This window comes from Orientia tsutsugamushi str. Boryong, from assembly GCF_000063545.1.
Lineage (GTDB): Bacteria > Pseudomonadota > Alphaproteobacteria > Rickettsiales > Rickettsiaceae > Orientia > Orientia tsutsugamushi_C.
This window is the reverse complement of sequence record NC_009488.1, coordinates 1,187,473-1,208,732: the sequence shown is the minus strand read 5'-3', so window position 1 is coordinate 1,208,732 and position 21,260 is coordinate 1,187,473. Positions and strand designations below refer to the sequence as shown.

Sequence of the window (21,260 nt, the reverse complement as noted above, 5' to 3'; positions counted from 1 at the left end):
TCTGTATTTGTGGCACGAAAAAAAAATCTAGAGTTAGTGTTAATAAACTTACTTATAAGTTTATTATTATCGAGTTATATCAATACAAGCTATAATGCTCGTGTAAATAGGGCAAACAAAGTTGTTCAAAATACAGAAATGAAACATGATATAATAAAAACTAATAAGTTCTTACTTACAGTTTTTCATAAAATCACAAACCCAAATACAAACTTTGTGTTTTATATTGAAGGTGATGGCTTGATATATTATAATGACAGTATATCTAATAATCCGACACCATTACTTCCGTTGGTAATAGAGCTTGCTACTATTGATCCGCGACCAAATGTGGTTTATATAGCCAGGCCTTGCCAATATACTCCTCTATCACTGCAGCAAAATTGCGTAAAAGAATACTGGACTAACAAAAGATTTGCCAAAGAAATTGTCGATGCTATCAATGAGGCTATTGTAAAAATTAGTAATAATCAACCATGTGATATTATTGGTTACTCTGGTGGTGGAGGACTAGCAGTATTAGTTGCAGCAATTAACCCTAATGTCAGGACAATTACAACTATAGCTGGTAATCTTGATCATATTGCATTTAATAATTTTCATAATAATCCTCACATGACAGATTCTCTTAATCCTATTGACTATGCTGAACAAGTTAAGTACATACCACAGCTTCATTTATCTGGCATGAAAGACAAGATAGTACCCACATTTATTGCTGATAAGTTTGTACAACACGTAAACTTTGCAAAAGTAATTAAGTTTGAATCCATTAGTCATGATAAGGGGTGGAAATCAATTTGGCAAAAATTTTGCATACGTCATGAAGCATATATAGCTAAACCATTATAAAACAGTTATATTATATACTTTTTGAAAAGCTGGTCTAAGTTACAGTGATACTTCATTATTCTTGATTTAGCTTGAAACTATTTTTCCTCAATAAGATTTAAATCAGGAAAATAAGGCGGTAAATACTAGACTTCTTTCGAAACTATACAATGATGTAAAATGGTGTTATAAAAATCTGATTTGAAGTAATAATGAAATTAGATCAGATTAAAGAGTTAAAGGATGAAAAATTTCGTCGATTAACAGTAGTAAGGAAGGGAACATTCTCAAAGATGGTGGATATTTTGAGGAAAGCTGATGGTGTTAAGAAATCAAAAGGAGGGCGTAAAAATAAGCTCAATTTGGAGGAACAGTTATTGATGGCCTTAGAATACCTTAGAGAATACCGTACTTATTTTCATATAGGTCAGAACTATGGGATTAGTGAAAGTTCAGCATATAAAGCTGTAAAATGGGTAGAAGACACCTTAGTTAAACACCCAAACTTTGCTCTTCCAGGTCGTAAAGCTCTAATGAATAGCGATATGAATTATGAAGTAGTCTTGATTGATGCTACTGAGAGTCCAATAGAAAGACCCAAAAAAAACAAAAATTCTATTATTCAGGAAAGAAGAAAAGGCATACACTAAAGACTCAAATAGTGGTAGACAAGAAAACACACCAAGTAATATGTACAGATTTTTCTAACGGTAAAAAACATAACTTTAGATTATTTAAGGAATCCAAAATTCTTATCCATCCTAAGATTAAAGCGATTACTGATACAGGATATCAAGGTATACAAAAAATTCACAATAATTCTGCATTACCAAAGAAAAAAAGCAAGAAAAAATCCTTTAACTAAAAATGATAAAAAGAATAATCGTAGGTTAGCAGGAGAAAGAGTTGTCAATGAAAACTTTATTGGTATGCTAAAACGGTTCAAAATTATTGCTGACAAATATCGAAATAGACGTAAAAGATTCGGTCTTAGATTTAATTTGATCTCTGGCATTTATAATTTTGAACTACCTTAACCAGTTTCGAAAGAGGTCTACTCTAATATGTCCATCTTTTTCTATTATAGTTTTTAAAATGCTGACTTTTATAAAAACTTGCATTATCTATCACAACCACAGAATTATTAGTTAATGTTGGAATTAAATACTGTTCTATCTAACAGCTAGAGCAGAAATTTATCTACTAATGCTCCTATAATATTAATTTTCTTTTATGGATGCTAACCATAAACGCAGTAACATCTTATGCCTTTGCATATCCGTGAGTTCTAGGTGTATTATTAACAAAACTGCTCTCATTTGTAAAGACAATAACTTTTCCTTTATCTTTATACCTTTTTATCTTATTCTGGAATTCTAATCTCTTTGCTTTTTTTGTATTTGGATATTTTATATGCAAATTTAGAATAAGAAACAGTTAGAAAGAGATAATATACAAGTGTTATAATGGTCAATGTTCAGGTTATTAAGTATAGTATTATGAACTAATACTTGTAGAAATATGAGCAATAAATAAACCTTTATTAATTGAAATTATATTAAAATATATTGCGCAATTATAATTGTATATTATCTCTTGCAGCCCTTTTTCATTATGCTTTTCATACTTTCCCTTATCCTAATCTGGCGTTTGATAGCTTTTTTTATTATGTAATATTTAATCTCTTTAATTCTTTTGTATACCAGACTTACTTACTCCTAGTCGTTCAGCTCTTCCATACTGATATGCATCAATTGACTCATACCTTCTTTTAGTTTATCAATGGAGATTTTTGTTGGAGCCCTGTTTCTGTTTTTTAACTATAATAGACTTCTTTCGAAAGTAGACAATGATGTAGAATGGTGTTATAAATATGTTATTTGAAGTAATAATGAAATTAGATCAGATTAAAGAGTTAGGTGATGAAAAATTTCGTCGATTAACAGGAGTAAGGAAGGGAACATTTTCAAAGATGGTGGATATTTTGAGGAAAGATGATGGTCTTAAGAAATCAAAAGGTGGGCGTAAAAATAAGCTTAATTTGGAGGAACAGTTGCTGATGGCCTTAGAATACCTTAGAGAATACCGTACTTATTTCCATATAGGTCAGAACTATGGGATTAGTGAAAGTTGAGCATATAAACGTCAGTTTAGGATAAGAGAAAGCAGGGAAGTCATAATACAAAAGGTCTACAAGAGATAATGTGCAATTATAATTATGTGATATATTAAATATAGTTTTAATTAATAGCCATTTATTTATTGCTCGCATGTTTGCACATGCAAATTTAGAATAAGAAACAGTTAGAAAGAGATATATATACAAGTATTACAATGGTCAATGTTCAGGTTATTAAGTATAGTATTATGAACTAATACTTGTAGAAATATGAGCAATAAATAAACTGTTATTAATTGAAATTATAGTTTAATATATTACATAATTTAATTGTGCATTATCTCTCGTAGACCTTTTACATTATGCTTTCCCTGCTTTTTCTTATCCTAAACTGGCGTTATAAAGCTGTAAAATGGGTAGAAGACCCCCTAGTTAAACACCCAAATTTTGCTCTTTCCAGGTCGTAAAGCTCTAATGACGAGTGATATGAATTATGAAGTAGTCTTGATTGATGCTACTGAGACTCCTATAGAAAGACATAAAAAAAACAAAAATTAGACCTCTTTCGAAACTGGTTAAGGTAGATCAAAATTATAAATGCCAGAGATCAAATTAAATCTAAGACCGAATCTTTTACGTCTATTTCGATATTTGTCAGCAATAATTTTGAACCGTTTTAGCATAGCAATAACGTTTTCATTGACAACTCTTTTTCCTGCTAACCTACGATTATTCTTTTTATCATTTTTAGTTAAAGGATTTTTCTTGCTTTTTTTCTTTGGTAATGCAGAATTATTGTGAATTTTTTGTATACCTTGATATCCTATATCAGTAATCGCTTTAATCTTAGGATGGATAAGAATTTTGGATTCCTTAAATAATCTAAAGTCATGTTTTTTACCGTTAGAAAAATCTGTACATATTACTTGGTGTGTTTTCTTGTCTACCACTATTTGAGTCTTTAGTGTATGCCTTTTCTTCTTTCCTGAATAATAGAATTTTTGTTTTTTTTGGGTCTTTCTATTGGACTCTCAGTAGCATCAATCAAGACTACTTCATAATTCATATCGCTATTCATTAGAGCTTTACGACCTGGAAGAGCAAAGTTTGGGTGTTTAACTAAGGTGTCTTCTACCCATTTTACAGCTTTATATGCTGAACTTTCACTAATCCCATAGTTCTGACCTATATGAAAATAAGTACGGTATTCTCTAAGGTATTCTAAGGCCATCAATAACTGTTCCTCCAAATTGAGCTTATTTTTACGCCCTCCTTTTGATTTCTTAACACCATCAGCTTTCCTCAAAATATCCACCATCTTTGAGAATGTTCCCTTCCTTACTACTGTTAATCGACGAAATTTTTCATCCTTTAACTCTTTAATCTGATCTAATTTCATTATTACTTCAAATCAGATTTTTATAACACCATTTTACATCATTGTATAGTTTCGAAAGAAGTCTATTATTGCTGTTACTACTTTCTTGAATTAGAGCAATAGTCCGTGCGTCAAGAAAAGGTGAATTAATCTTACTGGTGAAAGTCCAGTTATGGAAGGAGAAGCTAGATCCACCATATAGCGAGTCTTGTGCTGCTGAAGGTAACTACAGTAGTAAAGCGTAGACAGTGAAACATTCGAGCCGAAACCAAATGGTGAACGTGATAGCCCTGAAAGTGAGATGTAGTGGAAGCCGATATGTTAGACTACATAGTAGGCAAAAGAAGATTGGAGGTCAAACTAGTAAAAAAAAACCCAAAAATTTTCAACCACCGGGGTCGCAGGCGTCAGCGAGTTTGTAAAGATTAATGACACAACTTGAGAAGTCCTTATAACTCTTACGTAATTAAGTAAGTATTCAAAGTACAAGTGGTGAAACATAAGGCTTTGGAGATGGTGTAAGGATGGCTGAGTTAGCCATAGTAGTGATGAAACCTAGTAATGTGGGTGGAGCAAAGGGTTAGCAGAAAAGTAAGAATGCAAGAGGGAAACAATGGCTGTACACAGCATAGACAGAAATACATGGTTAACGAAACTTGAGCGTATAAAGTTGCTATCATCGAAAAATCAAGACATAAAGTTTAATAATCTAAATCAAGACATAAAGTTTAATAATCTTGGACATATCATTGATTTAAAGATATTAGAAGAACAATATAAGGAACTCGATAGCAAGAAAGCGATAGGAATAGATGGTATAACCAAAGAGGATTATGGTAAGAAGTTGAAAGCAAATCTGCTCTCGCTTCTTACTAGAATTTGCAATGGGAAATATCAGGCTAAACCTGCACGAATAACAGAAATTCCAAAAGAAGATGGAGGCAAAAGACATTTGGTAATATCATGTTTTGAAGATAAGATAATCGAGTCTACAGTAAGCAAGATACTAAACTCTGTGTTTGAGCAAATATTCTTAAAGTATTCATATGGATTTCGACCTAAATTAAATGCACACGACGCTTTAAGGGAGTTAAATAGACTTACGTATAACTTCAATAAAGGGGCTATAGTAGAGATTGATATAACAAAGTGTTTCAATACAATCAAGCATTGTGAGTTGATGGAATTTCTAAGACTAGTTATGAAACTGATTGAAACACCAATCATAGAAAATGGTACTATAGTTACTAACAAAGAAGGTTGTCGTCAAGGATCAATAGTTTCACCAATTCTGGCAAATGTCTTTCTGCATTATGTTATAGATAGCTGGTTTGCAAAAATCAGCAAAGAAAACTTAATGGGACAAACAGGAATGGTGAGGTACTGCGACGATATGGTATTTGTCTTTGAAAAGGAAACAGATGCGAAAAGGTTTTATGATGTTTTGCCTAAAAGGTTAAATAAGTATGGGCTAAATATCAATGAAGCTAAATCACAAATGATTAAATCTGGTAGAGACCATGCTGCAAATTTAGCCAAACAAGACAAGAAGATCTCAAGTTATAATTTTCTTGGATTTACTTGCTATTGGAGAAAATCAAGATTTGGCATAACATGGAGACTAAAATATACCTCAAGGAGAGATCGTTTTACTGAGAAACTGAAAGGACTGAGAAAATATTTGCGTAGTCAGCTAAACAAGCAAGATAAAACACAAACATTATCACAAGTCATTAGAGTTATTAGGTGAATGGATCAACTATCATGGTATATCTGATAATAAAAGACGAGTAAGTTCATTTATCAACCAAAGTACACGTGCAATATATAACTGGTTCAATAAAATGGGAGGAAAACGTAAGATGAATTGGAAAAGACTAACCGAGATACTTAAAAGAGTAAATTTTCCTAAAATTGGAAAGATTGTCTCAATGTTCTAGACAACAAATAAGGCATAATGCTTATCTTATTTTTGAGAGCCGGATGCGGTAATTCTGCAAGTCCGGTTCTGATGAGGGGCCTAATTGAGCAATTGGTTAGGTCTACTCACATAGTTTTAATTTGATCTCTGGCATTTATAAGGTCTAATATAGTTTTAATTAATAGCCATTTATTTATTGCTTTCATATCTGCAAATGCAAATTTAGAATGAGAAACAGTTAGGAAGAGATAATATACAAGTGTTACAATGGGTCAATGTTAAGGTTATTAAGTATAGTATTATGAACTAATACTTGTAGAAATATGATCAATAAATAAACTGTTATTAATTAGAATTATATTTAAATATTGCATAATTATAATTGCGTATTATCTCTTGTAGGCCTTTTGCATTATGGTTTTCATGCTTTCCCTTATCCTAATCTGGCGTTAATAATCTTGAGAAAGTTGAAGCAAAAAACTCGAAAAAAGACTTGTATTATATGTTATAGAAGACGTGTTGATAAAAACTCTAAATTACCAATTCTTTTAAATAAGTCTCATGGTAATTTTTCGATGAAACACTCATTTTACGATCAGGCTCTATCGCTGGAATTAATAACCACTTTTCTTCTTTTGTAATCGCAACCATTATCGCAATTATATTAGCTGCAGACAGTAATAGACCTCTTTCGAAACTGGTTAAGGTAGTTCAAAATTATTGCTGATAAATATCGAAATAGACGTAAAAGATTCGGTCTTAGAGTTAATTTGATCTCTGGCATTTATAATTTTGAACTACCTTAACCAGTTTCGAAAGAGGTCTAATATAGTTACAGAAAGTAAGCATTTATTATATTTAACCAGCTCTTGTATAGCATTTTGCTTAAAGAGATGATTCATTATTTGCCAACTTTTTTGCCTAAAAGCCTTGGATATCCTAATGGAGCTAGCAATAAACCTTTAGCTACTAAGAGATGCTTATAATAACACAGTAGTCTAAACATTGAAGATATGTTAAGAACATTGGAGTATTAAAGCATGGCCTTCTCAATGTTGAGTATAATTTAGAACTTATAGTGTAATATAAAGCATCTATATGATTTAATAGCAATAGCACACAACACATCAAAGTGGAAAATTTTATATGTTGTATATTCATTATTATTTTGCACTATTTTTCAGATTTAATACTTCTTGTATTGATAAATCCGTATATTCAGCAATCATCTCAACTTAGAATTTAGATTTCAATAATTTTATTGTAAAATCTTTTTTTGCTTTAGCTTTACCTTTAACCTCACCAAACTTTATGAATTCAGCTTTAGCACGTTCGAGTTTATAATCTTCAACTGCTTTATTATCTCATATACGCTTTAACTCTTGTTCATAGGTTAGTAGTTCTTCTTAGCTCAAATTAAACTGATCTAATGGCATACTATCTCTTCGTTTATTTCATCTTTACTATTCTTAATCTTTATTAGTAATCTTCAATGCAGCAATAAACGCTGATTGAGGTATTTCAACGTTACCAATGTTTCTCATGCGTTTTTTCCCAGCTTTTTGCTTTTCAAGTAATTTTCGTTTTCTAGTAATGTCGCCACCATAGCACTTCGCCAATACGTCTTTTCTTAAAGCCCTAATAGTTTCTCGCGCAATTATTCTGCTACCAATAGCTGCTTGAATTGCAATTTGAAATAAATGAGCTGGAATTAAATCTTTAAGCCTTTTGCATAATTCTCGTCCTCTAAATTCTGCTTTTGAACGGTGTACAATTGTTGATAAAGCATCAACAGGATTTCCATTAACTAATATACTAAGCTTGATTAAGTCGCTTTGTTTATAGCTATCTATCTGCCAATCAAAACTTGCATATCCCTTAGAGTAAGATTTTAGTTTGTCATAAAAATCAAATACTATTTCATTTAGAGGCAACAGATATACTAGTTTAGCTCTGCCATTTACATAAGTTAGATCTACTTGCACTCCACGTTTTTCAGTGCATAAACCAAGAATAGCTCCCAAATATTGATCAGGTATAAAAATAGTTGCTTCAACCCATGGCTCACTCATGCTTTTAATCTTTTGCATTTCAGGTAAATCTGCTGGATTATGCACATCAATCACTTTTCCAGTATTTAAGTATACTTTATACATAACACTTGGTGCAGTAGTAATCATATCAAGATCAAATTCACGCTCTAAACGTTCTTGAATAATTTCTAGATGTAGCAATCCTAAAAAGCCGCAACGAAATCCAAATCCAAGAGCGCCAGAGCTTTCCTGTTCAAATTCAAAGCTAGCGTCATTTAATCTTAATTTTTGCAAGGAATCTTTTAAATGGTTAAATTGTGAAGCATCAGAAGGGTATAATCCACAAAAAACAACTGGCAAATTAGGTTTAAACCCTGGTAATATTTGAGCGCATGGCTTTTTATCATCAGTTATTGTATCACCAACTCTGCAATCAGCAACCTGTTTAATTGCTGCAGTAACAAACCCTATTTCACCAGTATATAGTACACCTGAAATTTGTTTTTTAGGAGAAAAAAAGCCAACATTCTCAACTGTATAAACTGCATTATTAGAACACATTCTAATTCGCATACCCTTTTCAATTTTCCCATCTACTACCCTAACTAGTATAACAACTCCAAGATAAGAGTCATACCAGCTATCAATTAATAATGCCTTCAGTTGAGATTGAGAATCACCATTAGGTGATGGTAATTTAGTTACTATTGCTTGCAAAACATCCTTGATACCTAAACCAATTTTAGCAGAAATCATTAAAGCATCACTTGCATCAATACCAATAACATCTTCAATTTGTTGCTGAACTTGTTGAGGATTTGCTGCTGGTAAATCAATTTTATTAAGAACAATCAAAATTTTATGATTATTGTCTACTGCTTGATATAAATTAGCTAAAGTTTGTGCTTCAACTCCTTGGCTAGCATCTACTACTAACAATGAACTCTCACAAGCTGCCAAAGACCTACTAACCTCATATGCAAAATCCACATGCCCAGGTGTATCCATTAAATTAAGATGATATACACAACCATCATCAGCCTTATAAACTAGCCTTACAGTTTGAGCTTTAATAGTAATACCTCTTTCTTTTTCTATGTCCATTGAATCAAGTACTTGCTGACACATTTCTCTTGCTTCCAAAGCATTACAGTATTCTATTAATCTATCAGCTAAAGTAGATTTGCCATGATCAATATGAGCAATAATTGCAAAATTTCTAATATTAGATTGCTGTTGCATTTTTTTAGTGATCTTAATTATTATTTATTTCAAGTGATTTTAACCACTATAGCTATAATATCAATATACATTCATACCATATAATAAAAAAATCTTTAATTCCATTCTACTTCTTAATATAATTGCTTGAAATATATTACAATTATATAAATGCGAATAGAACTTAAAGATTACATAAAAGAAACCAACAAAATTCTAGAGTTAATTAGGAGGTCACTTTGATCCAGAAAGCTTAAAGTCTCAACTAGCTAAGTTAGAACATGATGTAGAGGACCATTCATTATGGAATAATTATCAACATGCATCTTTAGTCTTAAAGGAAAAAAAAACTATAGAGAATAAGTTAGCTACATATAATAAAATTGCTTCGGCATTTGATGATTATGTTGAATTAAGTAACATTGCTATCAAAGAAAATGATATTGAGTTTATTCATAATATAGAACAAGAATGGAAGAAACTACAGGAAGAAGCTAAAAAGCTACAGGTCGAGTGCTTATTTACTAGTGATGTTGATGTTAATGATTGTTTTCTTGATATTAATGCTGGAGCTGGAGGTACTGAAAGTAACGACTGGGCTTCAATGATGTTAAGAATGTACCTAAGATTTGCTGAAAGCATGAATTTTAAAACAGAGGTTGTTTATTTATTAGATGGTGAGGAAGCAGGTGTTAAATCAGCATCAGTTAAAATCTGTGGACATAATGCTTACGGATGGTTTAAAACAGAATCAGGAGTACATCGTCTTGTTAGAAATTCTCCTTTTAATGCTCTTGGTAAAAGAATGACCAGTTTTGCTAGTGCGTGGGTATACCCGGTGATTAATGATAATATTCAAGTAGTTATTGAGGATAAAGATATTAGAATCGATACTTATAGAGCTTCTGGAGCAGGAGGACAACATGTTAATACGACTGATTCAGCGATACGCATCACTCACTTTCCTACTAAAATTGTTGTACAATGCCAAAATGATCGATCTCAACACAAAAATAAAGCTGAAGCTATGAGGATGTTAAAAGCTAAAATTTATGAGCTAGAACAAAAAAAACAAAATGAAATCATTAATAACCATAATGCTGCTAAAACAGATAATAGTTGGGGATATCACATCAGATCTTATATTCTGCAGCCATATCAACTAGTTAAGGATCTACGTACTAACGTTGAAACTTCTGATACAAAACGTGTATTAGATGGTGATTTGGAGAAATTTATTTATGCTAGCTTAATACACCAGAATATTACATTCTAATTATAGAAGAACTAACAAAAACAGGAATTCTCTTGAAAGAATTAGTATGTGCTATGAAGCATAGATAAACTAGGTATTTAGCATTGTGTAAATTACAGTAATGTAATAGCATAAGCGTAGAGATATTATATACCATGTGATAGATCCTTAAATCAACCACGATGGCATATACTTGCTGTTTAAAAAGAAGTCTGTAATCCTTATCTTAGCTATTTTTAATGTAGCTCTTATATCGAACTATAGTTAATATAAATCTCCCAACTCTTGGAAAACTTGTTACAATAAATTTAATTTTGTGTACTTTTTTGTTGCATGATTAACAATCATTATAATATTCAGTTTGATTAAGCATTTGTCCTATTACACATGGGGTAATATCAGTATTTACTGTAGTACTATCAGCTTCGTCATTACAGTCTTTACATGATTCTGTCAAAATTGGATTATTGCTAAGAGTTGAGTTACTAATAATATTTGATATTCCTGTATGATTAGTTTCTTTATTAAAAATAATAAAATAATTTCCTTTATTGTCTACGTATGTATTACAAGCTAATAATCTAAAATCTTCTTTGCAAACCTTTAATTCAAACATCTTATTAGGCAAGCATTTTATACCAGATTGGTTGATATTCGATGAAACAAATTCTTTTTCTAAAGCATTACGATAATACATCTGTTTTACAGAATCTAATTTGAGGTCTTTAGAGATAGCGCAATAATATGTCTTTCCATTCCATGTACACTTCTTTACATCTGGATCAAAGGTACAATAAGTATGTTTTTTAGTATGGCAATGAATGTGCTGATGCTTATCATGATTTGTAAACAAAGTATTGTGATTTGTATATACTTGCATTAATTTTGTATAAAACTCATCTGGTGTATACTGTTCATCAAATACAGTATTATTTACACATGAATTATCTATATTTTCATCTACTTCACTTACTTCATCTGTGTTCACATTATCTAAAAAATCTACTGCATCTCCTGATTTTGTCTCTACATTTTGCTCCAACTCATTTTTGGTAGTTACTTGATTCTTCTTATGAGAAGATGTAGTAGCATAGTCATTTAATGATTCTTTTTTCAGTGATACGCCTTGATTATTTTTACGTTTATCAGCTATGTCATCTTTTTTAAGATCATTTGTAACTATCACATCTGATGCAGGTTTGTTTTTTATAGAAGAGTTATTAAGAAGATTTATTATATCATCTTGCGCACTTGATAATGAGCGATATTTTGCTAAATCATCGTAAATTTGTTGAATGTTATTACATTGCTGATCATTATTACAGGTATCAAAATGTTGCCAAAATTTTATCAGAACCCTTAGAAATGGTTCTGATAAAATTCTACCTGCAATCATTAATTTTTGTTGGTCAATTTTAGCCTTTATATTATATACACGTTGTACTTCATTACTGTAATCAAAATTACTATCAAATTTCAATCTGTATTCTAAGTGTATAATTTCTTTTGGGAGCGATTCGTGTAATTTTTCTATATATTTTTCAGCATTGTTTTTATCACCTTTCAATATAAAAGTTGAAATTTTTTTATATAAAATAGCTGTATTCAGTGTATTATATACACCTGTAGAAAATTTTTGTAGTTTATCTGAAAATTTTAAATATCTAGCCCAATTTACTGCATCATTTAGTATATTATATTTCAATACCGTTGATACAAAAGCATACTTATCTCTTTCAGAGGTTTTGTTAATTTTAAAAACAGCATCAATAGCTTTTTCGAAATGAAATATCTTGTTCTCAATGCATCTGTTTATATGGAATACTGCAATGTTATACCAATCTTCTTTTGCTTCAAAATAAGGCAATATAACTTTAGTAAGGCTTTCTGTTTTGTGAGCAGGTAATATAAAATAATTTTGAACCTGTATAAGGAAATCTATAACATAATTTTTTTCATTATCCTCATTACTGGATTGTAGGCATATTTCGCAATCGCTAATGAATTTATTAATATCATTTTTATTACAAGAGTGAACAATCTTAAAAAATTTAGTTAAAAATATCTCGTAATCATTAGGGCAAGAAGTACAATGTTTGAATTTATCTTTTATTTCAGCTTCTTTGAAATTAGAATATTGTATTTCACTTTTTTTTTTGCGTGGTGGTTTTTTTAGTTTAATATTAGGATTTAATATCTTTTCAGCTGCAATATTGCCTAATGTTTGAGCTGTTTTTATAGCTTTTTGTATAGACTCTTGTGTTACTTTACAGTTATTTAATAACAGAGTTATACCACGTCCAAAATTTAATGTAACAAGGCTATCAAAAGCCTCATCAATATCTATTTTGTTACTGTAATTTTTTATAATGAAGGAAATGAGTTCATCATCTCTATTTTCGCAACTATCTATTATCATACACTTTATAATTTTTGGGGTTTCAGTAACTAAATCATCTATTATTGATGAAAATTGTTCTTGTAGCCATTGTATAGCAAATTTATACTTACTGAATTCTGTAATAAAGCCCACAAATAATTCAGTAATACATTCTGTATTTATTTTAATATTTTGCGATTCTATAATTTTTAAAGTTTCGATATCTTCAGTTTTTAATGCGCAAGCGAAGATTGATTCTAATACAGCACCTTTATATAGAGATTTCTTAATTTTATCGGAAAATGCAGCATTTATTTCCATTATTTGCTGTTCAGCAGCACTGTTATTTGCTGTTTTTTCAGTTTTATTTTTAAGATTAACAACTTTATTATGCTTTTTTTTCTTTGCTTTCATAAGCTTATTTCCTTATTAAATGTATAATATCGCATAATACTTAATTTATATTAATCTTTCAAGACAAAATATGAATTTATATCAATATGCTTTTAATGAAAGATAGAAAATATATAGAAAAAAGATGTAGCATAACTCAAAATGATATAGTCATAGAATAACTAACCTAATACCTTTAATAAAAAATGCTTAAAAATAATACTGATAAAACTAGCAAAGAATTAGCAAGTTTATATCAGAAAGATTGCAAGTAGCATAATACTAAGAACGATCAAGAACTTTCGATATAGCTATAAAAAAGTTTTTATTATTCAAAAGTAACAATATGTTAAGAAATGAATTCACAAAAACAATTAAGATAATACCAAAAGACAAGATAGCACTTATTGATGAGTCTGGAATAGAAGATACTGCATACTGTAACTATGGAGGTAGCAGGCGCTATGGTAAAAAAGCTTATCAACATACACAAAGAGTAAGTATGATATAGCTAAACTACTATAAAACAGTTATATTATATACTTTTTGAAAAGTATATCTAGACCATGGTGATAGCCAAACTATTATAACTGTTTTATAGTAGTTTAGTTATAATTTCCGATAAGCTCAGATTACAACTCATTTTACCTTTGTATTTAGGATTTGAAGCATACATTTTTTTTATTCCTTTTTCAAAATACTTGCAAAAATCATCTATACCTAAATCATATCTAATGATTAGCTGCTAGAAACCTTGCTAGTTTAATCGCAGCATAAGTAAAAATTGCTGTTGCGCCTGCTCTTTTAATACATTGAATTGATTCTAATATTGCTTGATCAAAGTCCATGCAATCATTAAGAGCTGCATACTTTATCATAGAATATTCACCGCTAGTTTGATAAGCAAAAACTGGAATATTAAAATTATTTTTAACATTAGAAATTATATCTAAATATGTCATAGCAGGCTTAACTACTACCATATCTGCTCCTTCTTGAATATTAATTTCTACTGCTTTTAATGCTTCTCTAGTATTACGATAATCCATTTGATAAGTTTTTTTTGAGGATGGTCCAGAAGATAATTTTGCTCCTACTACATTACGAAATGGTCCATAAAAATTTGATGCATATTTAACTGCATAAGATAAAATAATAGTATTACAATACCCTTTGCTATTTAAGGATCCTCGTATTGCCTTAACCCTACCATCCATCATATCGGATGGGGCAATTATATCAGCTCCAGCATCAGCTAACTTTAGTGATTGCTTGCATAGCACTGCTAAAGTCCTATCATTATCTATATCTAAACAATCATCAGTTAGTAATCCGTCATGGCCATGTATAGTATAAGGATCCAGTGCAACATCAGCAATAATTCCTACTTTTCTAAACCTATTATTACTTTTTAATAATCTAATAGTTTGACAAATAAGGTTATTAGCATTACAAGCTTCTGCTGCATCATTGCTTTTTTGTGCTGCAGAAATACTAGGAAACAATGCAACAGCTCTTATACCATAATCAATAGCTTCCTCAACTTTCTGCAAAGCTAAATCAGGTGAAACAATTTTAACGCTAGGCATAGTGTTAATTATTATTTCTTTATTCATACCATCAGTAATAAAAATCGGCAAAATTAAATCTGAAGACAAAATGCTTGTCTCTGCAACTAAATCTCTTAGCCATTCATATTGTCGATTACGTCTTAATCTTACAAATTTGCAACTCAAGTAATCCATTAAAATAATATCCTTTTTAACAATCAATTAAATCATTCAATAATGCAAAGCAATATCTTATTGCGTGCTCACAACACTTTAAGTATACTGGAAAGTAAAACTTAACTCCTATGATAAGGTAAAGTATAATATGAAATTATTTAAATTTAAGAATAAGTATTAAATGCTAGAACATTCTTCTCTAACTTCTCAAATCTCTATTATTTCAGCGTTTTTATCAGCAGATATAATCTGTAAAACAGTTATGGTTACACTAATTATAGCATCAATTTGGTCTTGGGCCATAATTTTTTATAAATACTATCATTTTAATAATATAAAAAAAGAAATAAATACGTTTAATAAACTACTACAATCTAATCAACAGGTAGATGAACTATATAGTAAAATTAATAAAAACAATGGTAATTCCATATCATCAATGTTAACAATAGTTTTGAATGAATACAAATATGAACATAATGTGACTGCAGGTAATAACAGTAATTTGAAAGATAGACTTTTGTATACAATCGAGTTAACAAAAAATCAGATATCAGAGCAATTAGAAACTTACTTAATTGTTCTTGCAACAATTAGCTCCACAGCACCATTTATAGGATTATTAGGCACTGTATGGGGTATTATGCATAGCTTTCAGGCAATCGCGGCCACAAAAAATACCAGCATAGCAGTTGTAGCACCTGGTATAGCAGAAGCCTTACTTGCAACTGCTATAGGATTATTTGCAGCTATTCCAGCTGGAATATTTTATAATATATTAACTCATAAGTTGTCATTGGTAGAAAGCAAATTAGAGAATTTTATTAGAAAATTTTATACTGTATTGTGTAAAACTATAGACAAAAGATAATCAATATGGACAACAATACAATAAATGCTATTAGCAATGTATTCGCTAAAAAACGCTCTAAGAGAGCATTAATTAGCAATATAAATGTCACGCCTCTAGTAGATGTAATGTTAGTATTATTAATTGTATTTATGGTCACATCTCCAATGTTGACTTTAGGCGTTAATATTAATTTACCTAAAACTAGCGCAAGTCAACCATTATCAGAGCAAAGCGAACCTTTAACTATTAGTATTGATAAAAGCAATAATATATATATATTTAAAACTAAAATCAGTAAAACGCAATTAGTCAATAAGCTTAAAGCACTTACTAGAACTAAAGGAAAATTTAATACCAGAATTTTTATCAAAGCAGATCAAAATTTGCAGTATGGCGAAATAGCAAAACTACTTGCTGAAATTACAAGTGCTGGGTTTACAAAAGTAGCTTTAATTACAGATAACTGTAATGAACACAAGTAATAATTTTTATGTTTTCTTTCTTATATCATTTAGTTGCCACTTAATATTAAGTTATGCAGCAATATTCTTTACCTCACAACAACCTCAACTTCATAATAAAATAATCAGTCTTGAGCTTGTTCAAATGAATAAAGTAACCAATAAAACAACCAGCAATGCTCAAAAAGCAACCAATAACAAACAAACCACTTTTCAATTAAAACAAAACAATCTTCGTAAACCTAAAAAGCATAATGCTAGAAATAATCTAACTAATTATAACTCAATTAGCAATAAGACAAAGCTTATCACTACTCCTGCTCCATTACCTACTCCACCTATAACTCCTAAAGTTACAGAACCACCTTTAAAAAGCGACTCTATCGAACAAAAAGCTAGTAGTACTTCTTATATTCCAGAAAAAATTGCTTCCGCTCCTCAAGCTACACCGAAAGTCATAGATCCAACTTTACAAAGCCCACCTATCGAACATAAAACTAATGTTCCTACTATAACAGAAAGTAGCGCTTCTACTACTCAGCCTATAATTCCTAAAGTTACAGAACCACCTTTACAAAGTGGTTCTATCGAACAAAAAGCTAGTAGTACTTCTTATATTCCAGAAAAAATTGCTTCCGCTCCTCAAGCTACACCGAAAGTCATAGATCCAACTTTACAAAGCCCACCTATCGAACATAAAACTAATGTTCCTACTATAACAGAAAGTAGCGCTTCTACTACTCAGCCTATAATTCCTAAAGTTATAGATCCACCTTTAAAAAGTAGTCATATCGAGGATAAAACTAGTGTTGCTCATACTACCGATATAAGGCATTCAATTACTCAAAAGAATAATCTTGTTACAAGCAATGTTGCAGCTGAACAACAATATATAGCTAACAATCATGCTAGCAGACAAAATACTAATAATACTAATAGCACAAGTTATACAGACGCAATTAAGTATCAAATTCAAGCGCATTGGAATCATACTATAGGATTCATACCAGGAATCAGTACAGTATTAATGGTAAACTTAACATTAGATGGCACAATTGAAAATATTACAGATATTAGTCATAACTGCCCTAACAGTAACACTACAGTTTGCAATGTATTTATTCAAAATGTTAAACGAGCAATTTGGGCAGCAAGCCCATTTCAAGAGTTACCAAAAGAAGAATATAATGCATGGCAACAACTTGTTCTTGAGTTTAATCCTGAAGATTAAGTATTTTTCAATACTGAAGTTCTTGCTATATTACTATATTGATATGCAATAGCCGATTCTTTGTATACTAAAGAAGATTTTTTTTCAACTCTGATATTTCTCTATGTACTAAATTGTTCTTTAAGCAATTTATATTCTAGATCACTTTCAGCATTAAAAAGTAATTTAACTTTCTGATCTTGAGCTTCTGTAATATTTACAGTAGTAACATTATAAATTTCTTGTAAATCAGCTGTAAAATACCCTGGCCTTGTTGTATAATCATGTATAGTAATATCGATACTGCTACGATTGTGTATTAATGCTCCATGCCATCCTTTTGGCCTAAACGGAGATATTGCAGTAATTGATAATAAATTTGCTGCCAACGGTAACACCATTCCTCCAGCTGCATAATTATATGCAGCGCTACCAACTGCTGTTGCTACTAATACACCGTCTCCAAATAAATTAAGTCGAAACACATTATCAGTTTTAATATCTACCTTAATTGCTTGAGAGCTATACCGTAAGATAGTGCACTCATTAAAAGCAAAACAAATTTTTTCCTCAGTAGCATCGTTATAAGCAACTTTAGCTCGTAAAGGATTAATTGCAACTACTTTAGCAGAGCTAATTTGTTCTATTAAATCGTGCTTATTGTTATAGCTATTCATTAAAAAACCTAAATTTCCAACATTAATACCATAAAAGCCTACGTTTAGATGCAGAAAATTTTTTAAGGCATCTAAGAATACACCATCATCACCAATAACTATGATAGTATCAATACTATCACTGTAATTATCTTTATCATTTAATGATAGAATATTATATTTTTGTTGTAATTCATTTGCTATCTGTGCAGACTTAGCTAAATTAGAAGTAAAATATCTTATGTTCTTTACATTCATGGGGCTATTAAATTAAAGTTCTTCAACACTCCATTTAGCTCTTGGAACAAAATTACTACTAAATAAATTAGCGTTTAATCTTTCTATTCCTGCCCAAGCTATCATTGCTGCATTATCAGTACACAAATTGCTAGGTGGAGCAACACCGCAGTAGCCATATGTATTAGCTAAATTAAATATTTCTTGTCTCAGATATTGATTAGCTGCTACTCCTCCTGATATAACAAAATAATTTTTCCTATTAATTTTAAAATTATTGCTACAATAACTTTCAAACAATTTAATAGCATTAATACTACGGCACAGTAGAATCTGAACTACAGTGTATTGAAACGAAGCGCATATATCACAAATTACTTTTTCAGATAAAGATTCTATACTAAATATTAATTGCTTAACTGCTGTTTTTAATCCAGAAAATGATAGATCACAGCCAGATTTCTTTGTCATTGACAATGGTAAAGAATATTTGTGAGGATCACCTTTACTAGCTAATTTTTCAATGATTGGTCCTCCAGGATATCCAAGTTTTAATAGTCTAGCTGTTTTATCAAATGCTTCACCAACAGCATCATCAATAGTTTGTCCTAAAATCTTATATTTACCAACTCCTAATACTGCAATAAATTGGCAATGCCCTCCAGAAACAAGCAATACCAAATAAGGAAAACTAATGTTCTCATTTAGTCGCACTGCTAGTATATGCCCTTCTAAATGATTTACTGCAATGAAATCTTTGCCTAATGCGCATGCAATTGCCTGCCCAAATACTGAGCCTACTATTATCCCCCCAATTAAGCCAGGACCAGATGTAGCTGCAATTACATCAATATCTGTGAAATTAATTTTTGCTTGATTTAAAGTTTCTTTCATAGCATATTGCAAATTTTTCAGATGAGCCCTAGCTGCAATTTCAGGTACTACACCGCTATAAGGAAGATGTTCAGTATATTGGGAAATTACTACATTAGCAATTATCTCTCTATTACTATTAACTATAGCAATAGCTGTATCATCACAACTAGACTCAATACCAATAACATTCACAATAAACTTCTTATGTATGTTGATTATACAGTATTTCTATTTTTCAAGATTTCAGTTAGCTTTTCAATTATTTCTTCATATTTTACAGATTCCAAGATAGCTAACTCTCTTGCAAGTCTAGTTATTGCTGACTCATAAATTATCCTTTCGCTATAAGAGCGATCAACTTCAGCATTTTTATACAAGTCTCTAACTACTTCTGCAATAGAACAAAGATCTCCAGAATTAATCTTATTTTCATATTCTTGAGCACGGCGACTCCACATCCTATTTCCTGGTTGAGACTGACTGGATAATATTTTATATATTTTATCAGTGTCAGTTTTATAACTGATCGCTCTTAATCCTGAAGTACTTTTGCTATTTACTGGCACCTTTAAAGTCATTTTATCCATTGGAAAGGAAACAACATACACCCTTAACTCTTTTCCGCAAAATACTTGATTTTCAATACCAATTACCTCACCTACTCCATGAGATGGATAAACTACCTTATCTCCAATCTTAAATTGTTCCTGTTGTTGATGTTCCATACTTTCAGTATAATCTTTAAATTTTTTACATACCTTAAATTATAAACCTTGAAAGCTATTAAAAAAACTCATATAGCTTTTGAGTTACAACAAGTTAATAAAGTTTTTGTAAAACTAGCTTTAAACACAATTAAATATGCTATTAAGCGGCAATTATACCATATTTTATTTCTTACTTCAAGATACTTAATATACAAAAAATAAATACTATAATTCTTTTTACAAATGCTTATGAATTTTAGATAACAATTGTTGATGTTGTATAATTTCATCGCATGTAGGCTCTACAACTACTGTATTGTTAATGTTTGTAGCACAATTAGATATTATTATCTCTTTGTTATGTTTAGTATCATCAAGTAGAACTACCTGCATACCATGCATCATACGTCCATAAACTAAAGCAAGCAACTTAGCATCCTTTAAAGCTCCATGCAAATGCCTATCTGAAGTATCAATACGAAATTTATAACATAATGCGTCTAGATTCACCCTTTCTTTTGGAAAGCGCTTTCTTGCTAATGTTAAAGTATCTATTACACAAGTATTTGGAATAGCAGATTTACGAATTCTAAATAATTCAGAATTTAAGAACTGCATATCAAAATTTGCATTATGCATAATAAGCTGCGCTCTGTCAATAAATTGCAAAAACTCATCAACAATTTCTCGAAACTTAGGCTTATCAGAAAGAAAATCACGAGATAATCCATGTACTTTATATGCTTCTTTAGATATATCTCGCTCTGGATTTATATAGTAATGAAAAGTGTTGCGTATTTCTGTACAATCGCTATCTAACTCAACTGCGCCTATTTCTATAATTCTATGTCCTTGCTTATGGTCAAGACCACTTGTTTCTGTATCTAATACTATCTTTCTTTGCATATTAACTACTAATTTATTGGTTTAAGTAGACTTATAATTTAAGTTTACTATTTGTGCAATACAAATATAACCATACTTAATCTTAGCTCAAGTTCA

15 protein-coding genes and 6 pseudogenes are annotated in these 21,260 nt (G+C 30.6%); 11 read left to right on the top strand and 10 right to left on the bottom strand.

The features are described 5' to 3' along the window. The first annotated feature begins 9 nt into the window (after positions 1 to 9). From OTBS_RS05790 to OTBS_RS14245, 4 genes and pseudogenes are all read left to right on the top strand, one after another. Positions 10 to 852, top strand: a complete 843-nt coding sequence (locus OTBS_RS05790; protein WP_232488941.1) for an alpha/beta fold hydrolase — start codon at positions 10 to 12, stop codon at positions 850 to 852. Positions 853 to 1,043: 191 nt separating this feature from the next. Further along, positions 1,044 to 1,868 (top strand): annotated as a pseudogene (locus OTBS_RS12370) (IS5-like element ISOt6 family transposase). An 854-nt stretch (positions 1,869 to 2,722) separates the two neighbouring features. Further along, positions 2,723 to 2,962, top strand: a pseudogene (locus OTBS_RS05775) (helix-turn-helix domain-containing protein); the annotation flags it as partial. A 386-nt stretch (positions 2,963 to 3,348) separates the two neighbouring features. Beyond that, a pseudogene (locus OTBS_RS14245) lies at positions 3,349 to 3,502 on the top strand (IS5/IS1182 family transposase); the annotation flags it as partial. A gap of 23 nt (positions 3,503 to 3,525) precedes the next feature. On the opposite strand, the gene OTBS_RS12365 reads toward OTBS_RS14245, so the two are convergent. Further along, positions 3,526 to 4,349, bottom strand: a protein-coding gene (locus OTBS_RS12365; protein ID WP_157866279.1) for an IS5 family transposase whose coding sequence is annotated in 2 segments (ribosomal slippage) — positions 3,526 to 3,962 and positions 3,962 to 4,349 — 825 coding nt in all. Because the reading frame shifts where the segments join, the coding sequence is not laid out codon by codon here. Positions 4,350 to 4,941: 592 nt separating this feature from the next. On the opposite strand from OTBS_RS12365, the gene OTBS_RS05760 reads away from it, so the two are divergent. After that, positions 4,942 to 6,078, top strand: a complete 1,137-nt coding sequence (locus OTBS_RS05760; protein ID WP_050897503.1) for a reverse transcriptase domain-containing protein — start codon at positions 4,942 to 4,944, stop codon at positions 6,076 to 6,078. A gap of 705 nt (positions 6,079 to 6,783) precedes the next feature. Here the strand turns inward: OTBS_RS05760 and OTBS_RS17930 are convergent. After that, a pseudogene (locus OTBS_RS17930) lies at positions 6,784 to 6,930 on the bottom strand (conjugal transfer protein); the annotation flags it as partial. Positions 6,931 to 6,959: 29 nt separating this feature from the next. On the opposite strand from OTBS_RS17930, the pseudogene OTBS_RS14240 reads away from it, so the two are divergent. Next, positions 6,960 to 7,055 (top strand): annotated as a pseudogene (locus OTBS_RS14240) (IS5/IS1182 family transposase); the annotation flags it as partial. Between the two features lie 357 nt (positions 7,056 to 7,412). Here OTBS_RS14240 and OTBS_RS16535 read toward each other — a convergent pair. Both OTBS_RS16535 and lepA read right to left on the bottom strand, forming a co-directional pair. Beyond that, positions 7,413 to 7,679 (bottom strand): annotated as a pseudogene (locus OTBS_RS16535) (transposase); the annotation flags it as partial. A 39-nt stretch (positions 7,680 to 7,718) separates the two neighbouring features. Next, positions 7,719 to 9,524, bottom strand: a complete 1,806-nt coding sequence (gene lepA / locus OTBS_RS05755; protein WP_011944826.1) for a translation elongation factor 4 — start codon at positions 9,522 to 9,524, stop codon at positions 7,719 to 7,721. A 150-nt stretch (positions 9,525 to 9,674) separates the two neighbouring features. Here lepA and prfB point away from each other — a divergent pair. Further along, positions 9,675 to 10,779 (top strand): peptide chain release factor 2 gene (gene prfB, locus OTBS_RS05750; protein ID WP_157866391.1). Its coding sequence is split into 2 segments (ribosomal slippage): positions 9,675 to 9,743 and positions 9,745 to 10,779, totalling 1,104 coding nucleotides; the frame shifts between segments, so codons are not numbered across the junction. Between the two features lie 316 nt (positions 10,780 to 11,095). Here the strand turns inward: prfB and OTBS_RS05745 are convergent. Beyond that, positions 11,096 to 13,552 carry a hypothetical protein gene (locus OTBS_RS05745; RefSeq protein WP_011944825.1) on the bottom strand — a complete coding sequence of 819 codons (2,457 nt, stop codon included), beginning with the start codon at positions 13,550 to 13,552 and terminating at the stop codon, positions 11,096 to 11,098. Positions 13,553 to 13,877: 325 nt separating this feature from the next. On the opposite strand from OTBS_RS05745, the gene OTBS_RS14235 reads away from it, so the two are divergent. Then, a complete protein-coding gene (locus OTBS_RS14235) occupies positions 13,878 to 14,042 on the top strand; it encodes a hypothetical protein (RefSeq protein ID WP_157866389.1) in 165 nt (54 codons plus the stop codon). Positions 14,043 to 14,262: 220 nt separating this feature from the next. Here OTBS_RS14235 and hemB read toward each other — a convergent pair whose 3' ends face one another. Continuing rightward, entirely contained in the window at positions 14,263 to 15,276 is a 1,014-nt protein-coding gene (hemB, locus tag OTBS_RS05740; protein ID WP_011944824.1) for a porphobilinogen synthase, read from the bottom strand. A 163-nt stretch (positions 15,277 to 15,439) separates the two neighbouring features. Between hemB and tolQ the strand changes: the two genes are divergently transcribed. The 3 genes from tolQ to OTBS_RS05725 all read left to right on the top strand — a co-directional run bounded on the left by tolQ (position 15,440) and on the right by OTBS_RS05725 (position 17,803). Next, complete coding sequence (tolQ, locus tag OTBS_RS05735; protein WP_011944823.1) at positions 15,440 to 16,129, top strand: protein TolQ; 690 nt, start codon at positions 15,440 to 15,442, stop codon at positions 16,127 to 16,129. A 5-nt stretch (positions 16,130 to 16,134) separates the two neighbouring features. Further along, on the top strand, positions 16,135 to 16,593 hold the full coding sequence (gene tolR / locus OTBS_RS05730; RefSeq protein WP_011944822.1) for a protein TolR: 459 nt from the start codon (positions 16,135 to 16,137) through the stop codon (positions 16,591 to 16,593). Between the two features lie 124 nt (positions 16,594 to 16,717). Further along, positions 16,718 to 17,803, top strand: a complete 1,086-nt coding sequence (locus OTBS_RS05725) for a hypothetical protein (protein WP_232488940.1) — start codon at positions 16,718 to 16,720, stop codon at positions 17,801 to 17,803. 101 nt (positions 17,804 to 17,904) lie between these two features. Here OTBS_RS05725 and OTBS_RS05720 read toward each other — a convergent pair whose 3' ends face one another. The 4 genes from OTBS_RS05720 to dnaQ form a co-directional block, all read right to left on the bottom strand. After that, entirely contained in the window at positions 17,905 to 18,696 is a 792-nt protein-coding gene (locus tag OTBS_RS05720; RefSeq protein WP_011944820.1) for an NAD kinase, read from the bottom strand. 12 nt (positions 18,697 to 18,708) lie between these two features. Continuing rightward, entirely contained in the window at positions 18,709 to 19,743 is a 1,035-nt protein-coding gene (tsaD, locus tag OTBS_RS05715) for a tRNA (adenosine(37)-N6)-threonylcarbamoyltransferase complex transferase subunit TsaD (RefSeq protein WP_011944819.1), read from the bottom strand. Positions 19,744 to 19,766: 23 nt separating this feature from the next. Next, positions 19,767 to 20,276 carry a CarD family transcriptional regulator gene (locus OTBS_RS05710; RefSeq protein ID WP_011944818.1) on the bottom strand — a complete coding sequence of 170 codons (510 nt, stop codon included), beginning with the start codon at positions 20,274 to 20,276 and terminating at the stop codon, positions 19,767 to 19,769. A 219-nt stretch (positions 20,277 to 20,495) separates the two neighbouring features. Further along, the gene (gene dnaQ, locus OTBS_RS05705) at positions 20,496 to 21,164 is read right to left on the bottom strand and encodes a DNA polymerase III subunit epsilon (protein ID WP_011944817.1); all 669 of its coding nucleotides are present in this window, start codon (positions 21,162 to 21,164) and stop codon (positions 20,496 to 20,498) included. Between the last annotated feature and the right edge of the window lie 96 nt (positions 21,165 to 21,260).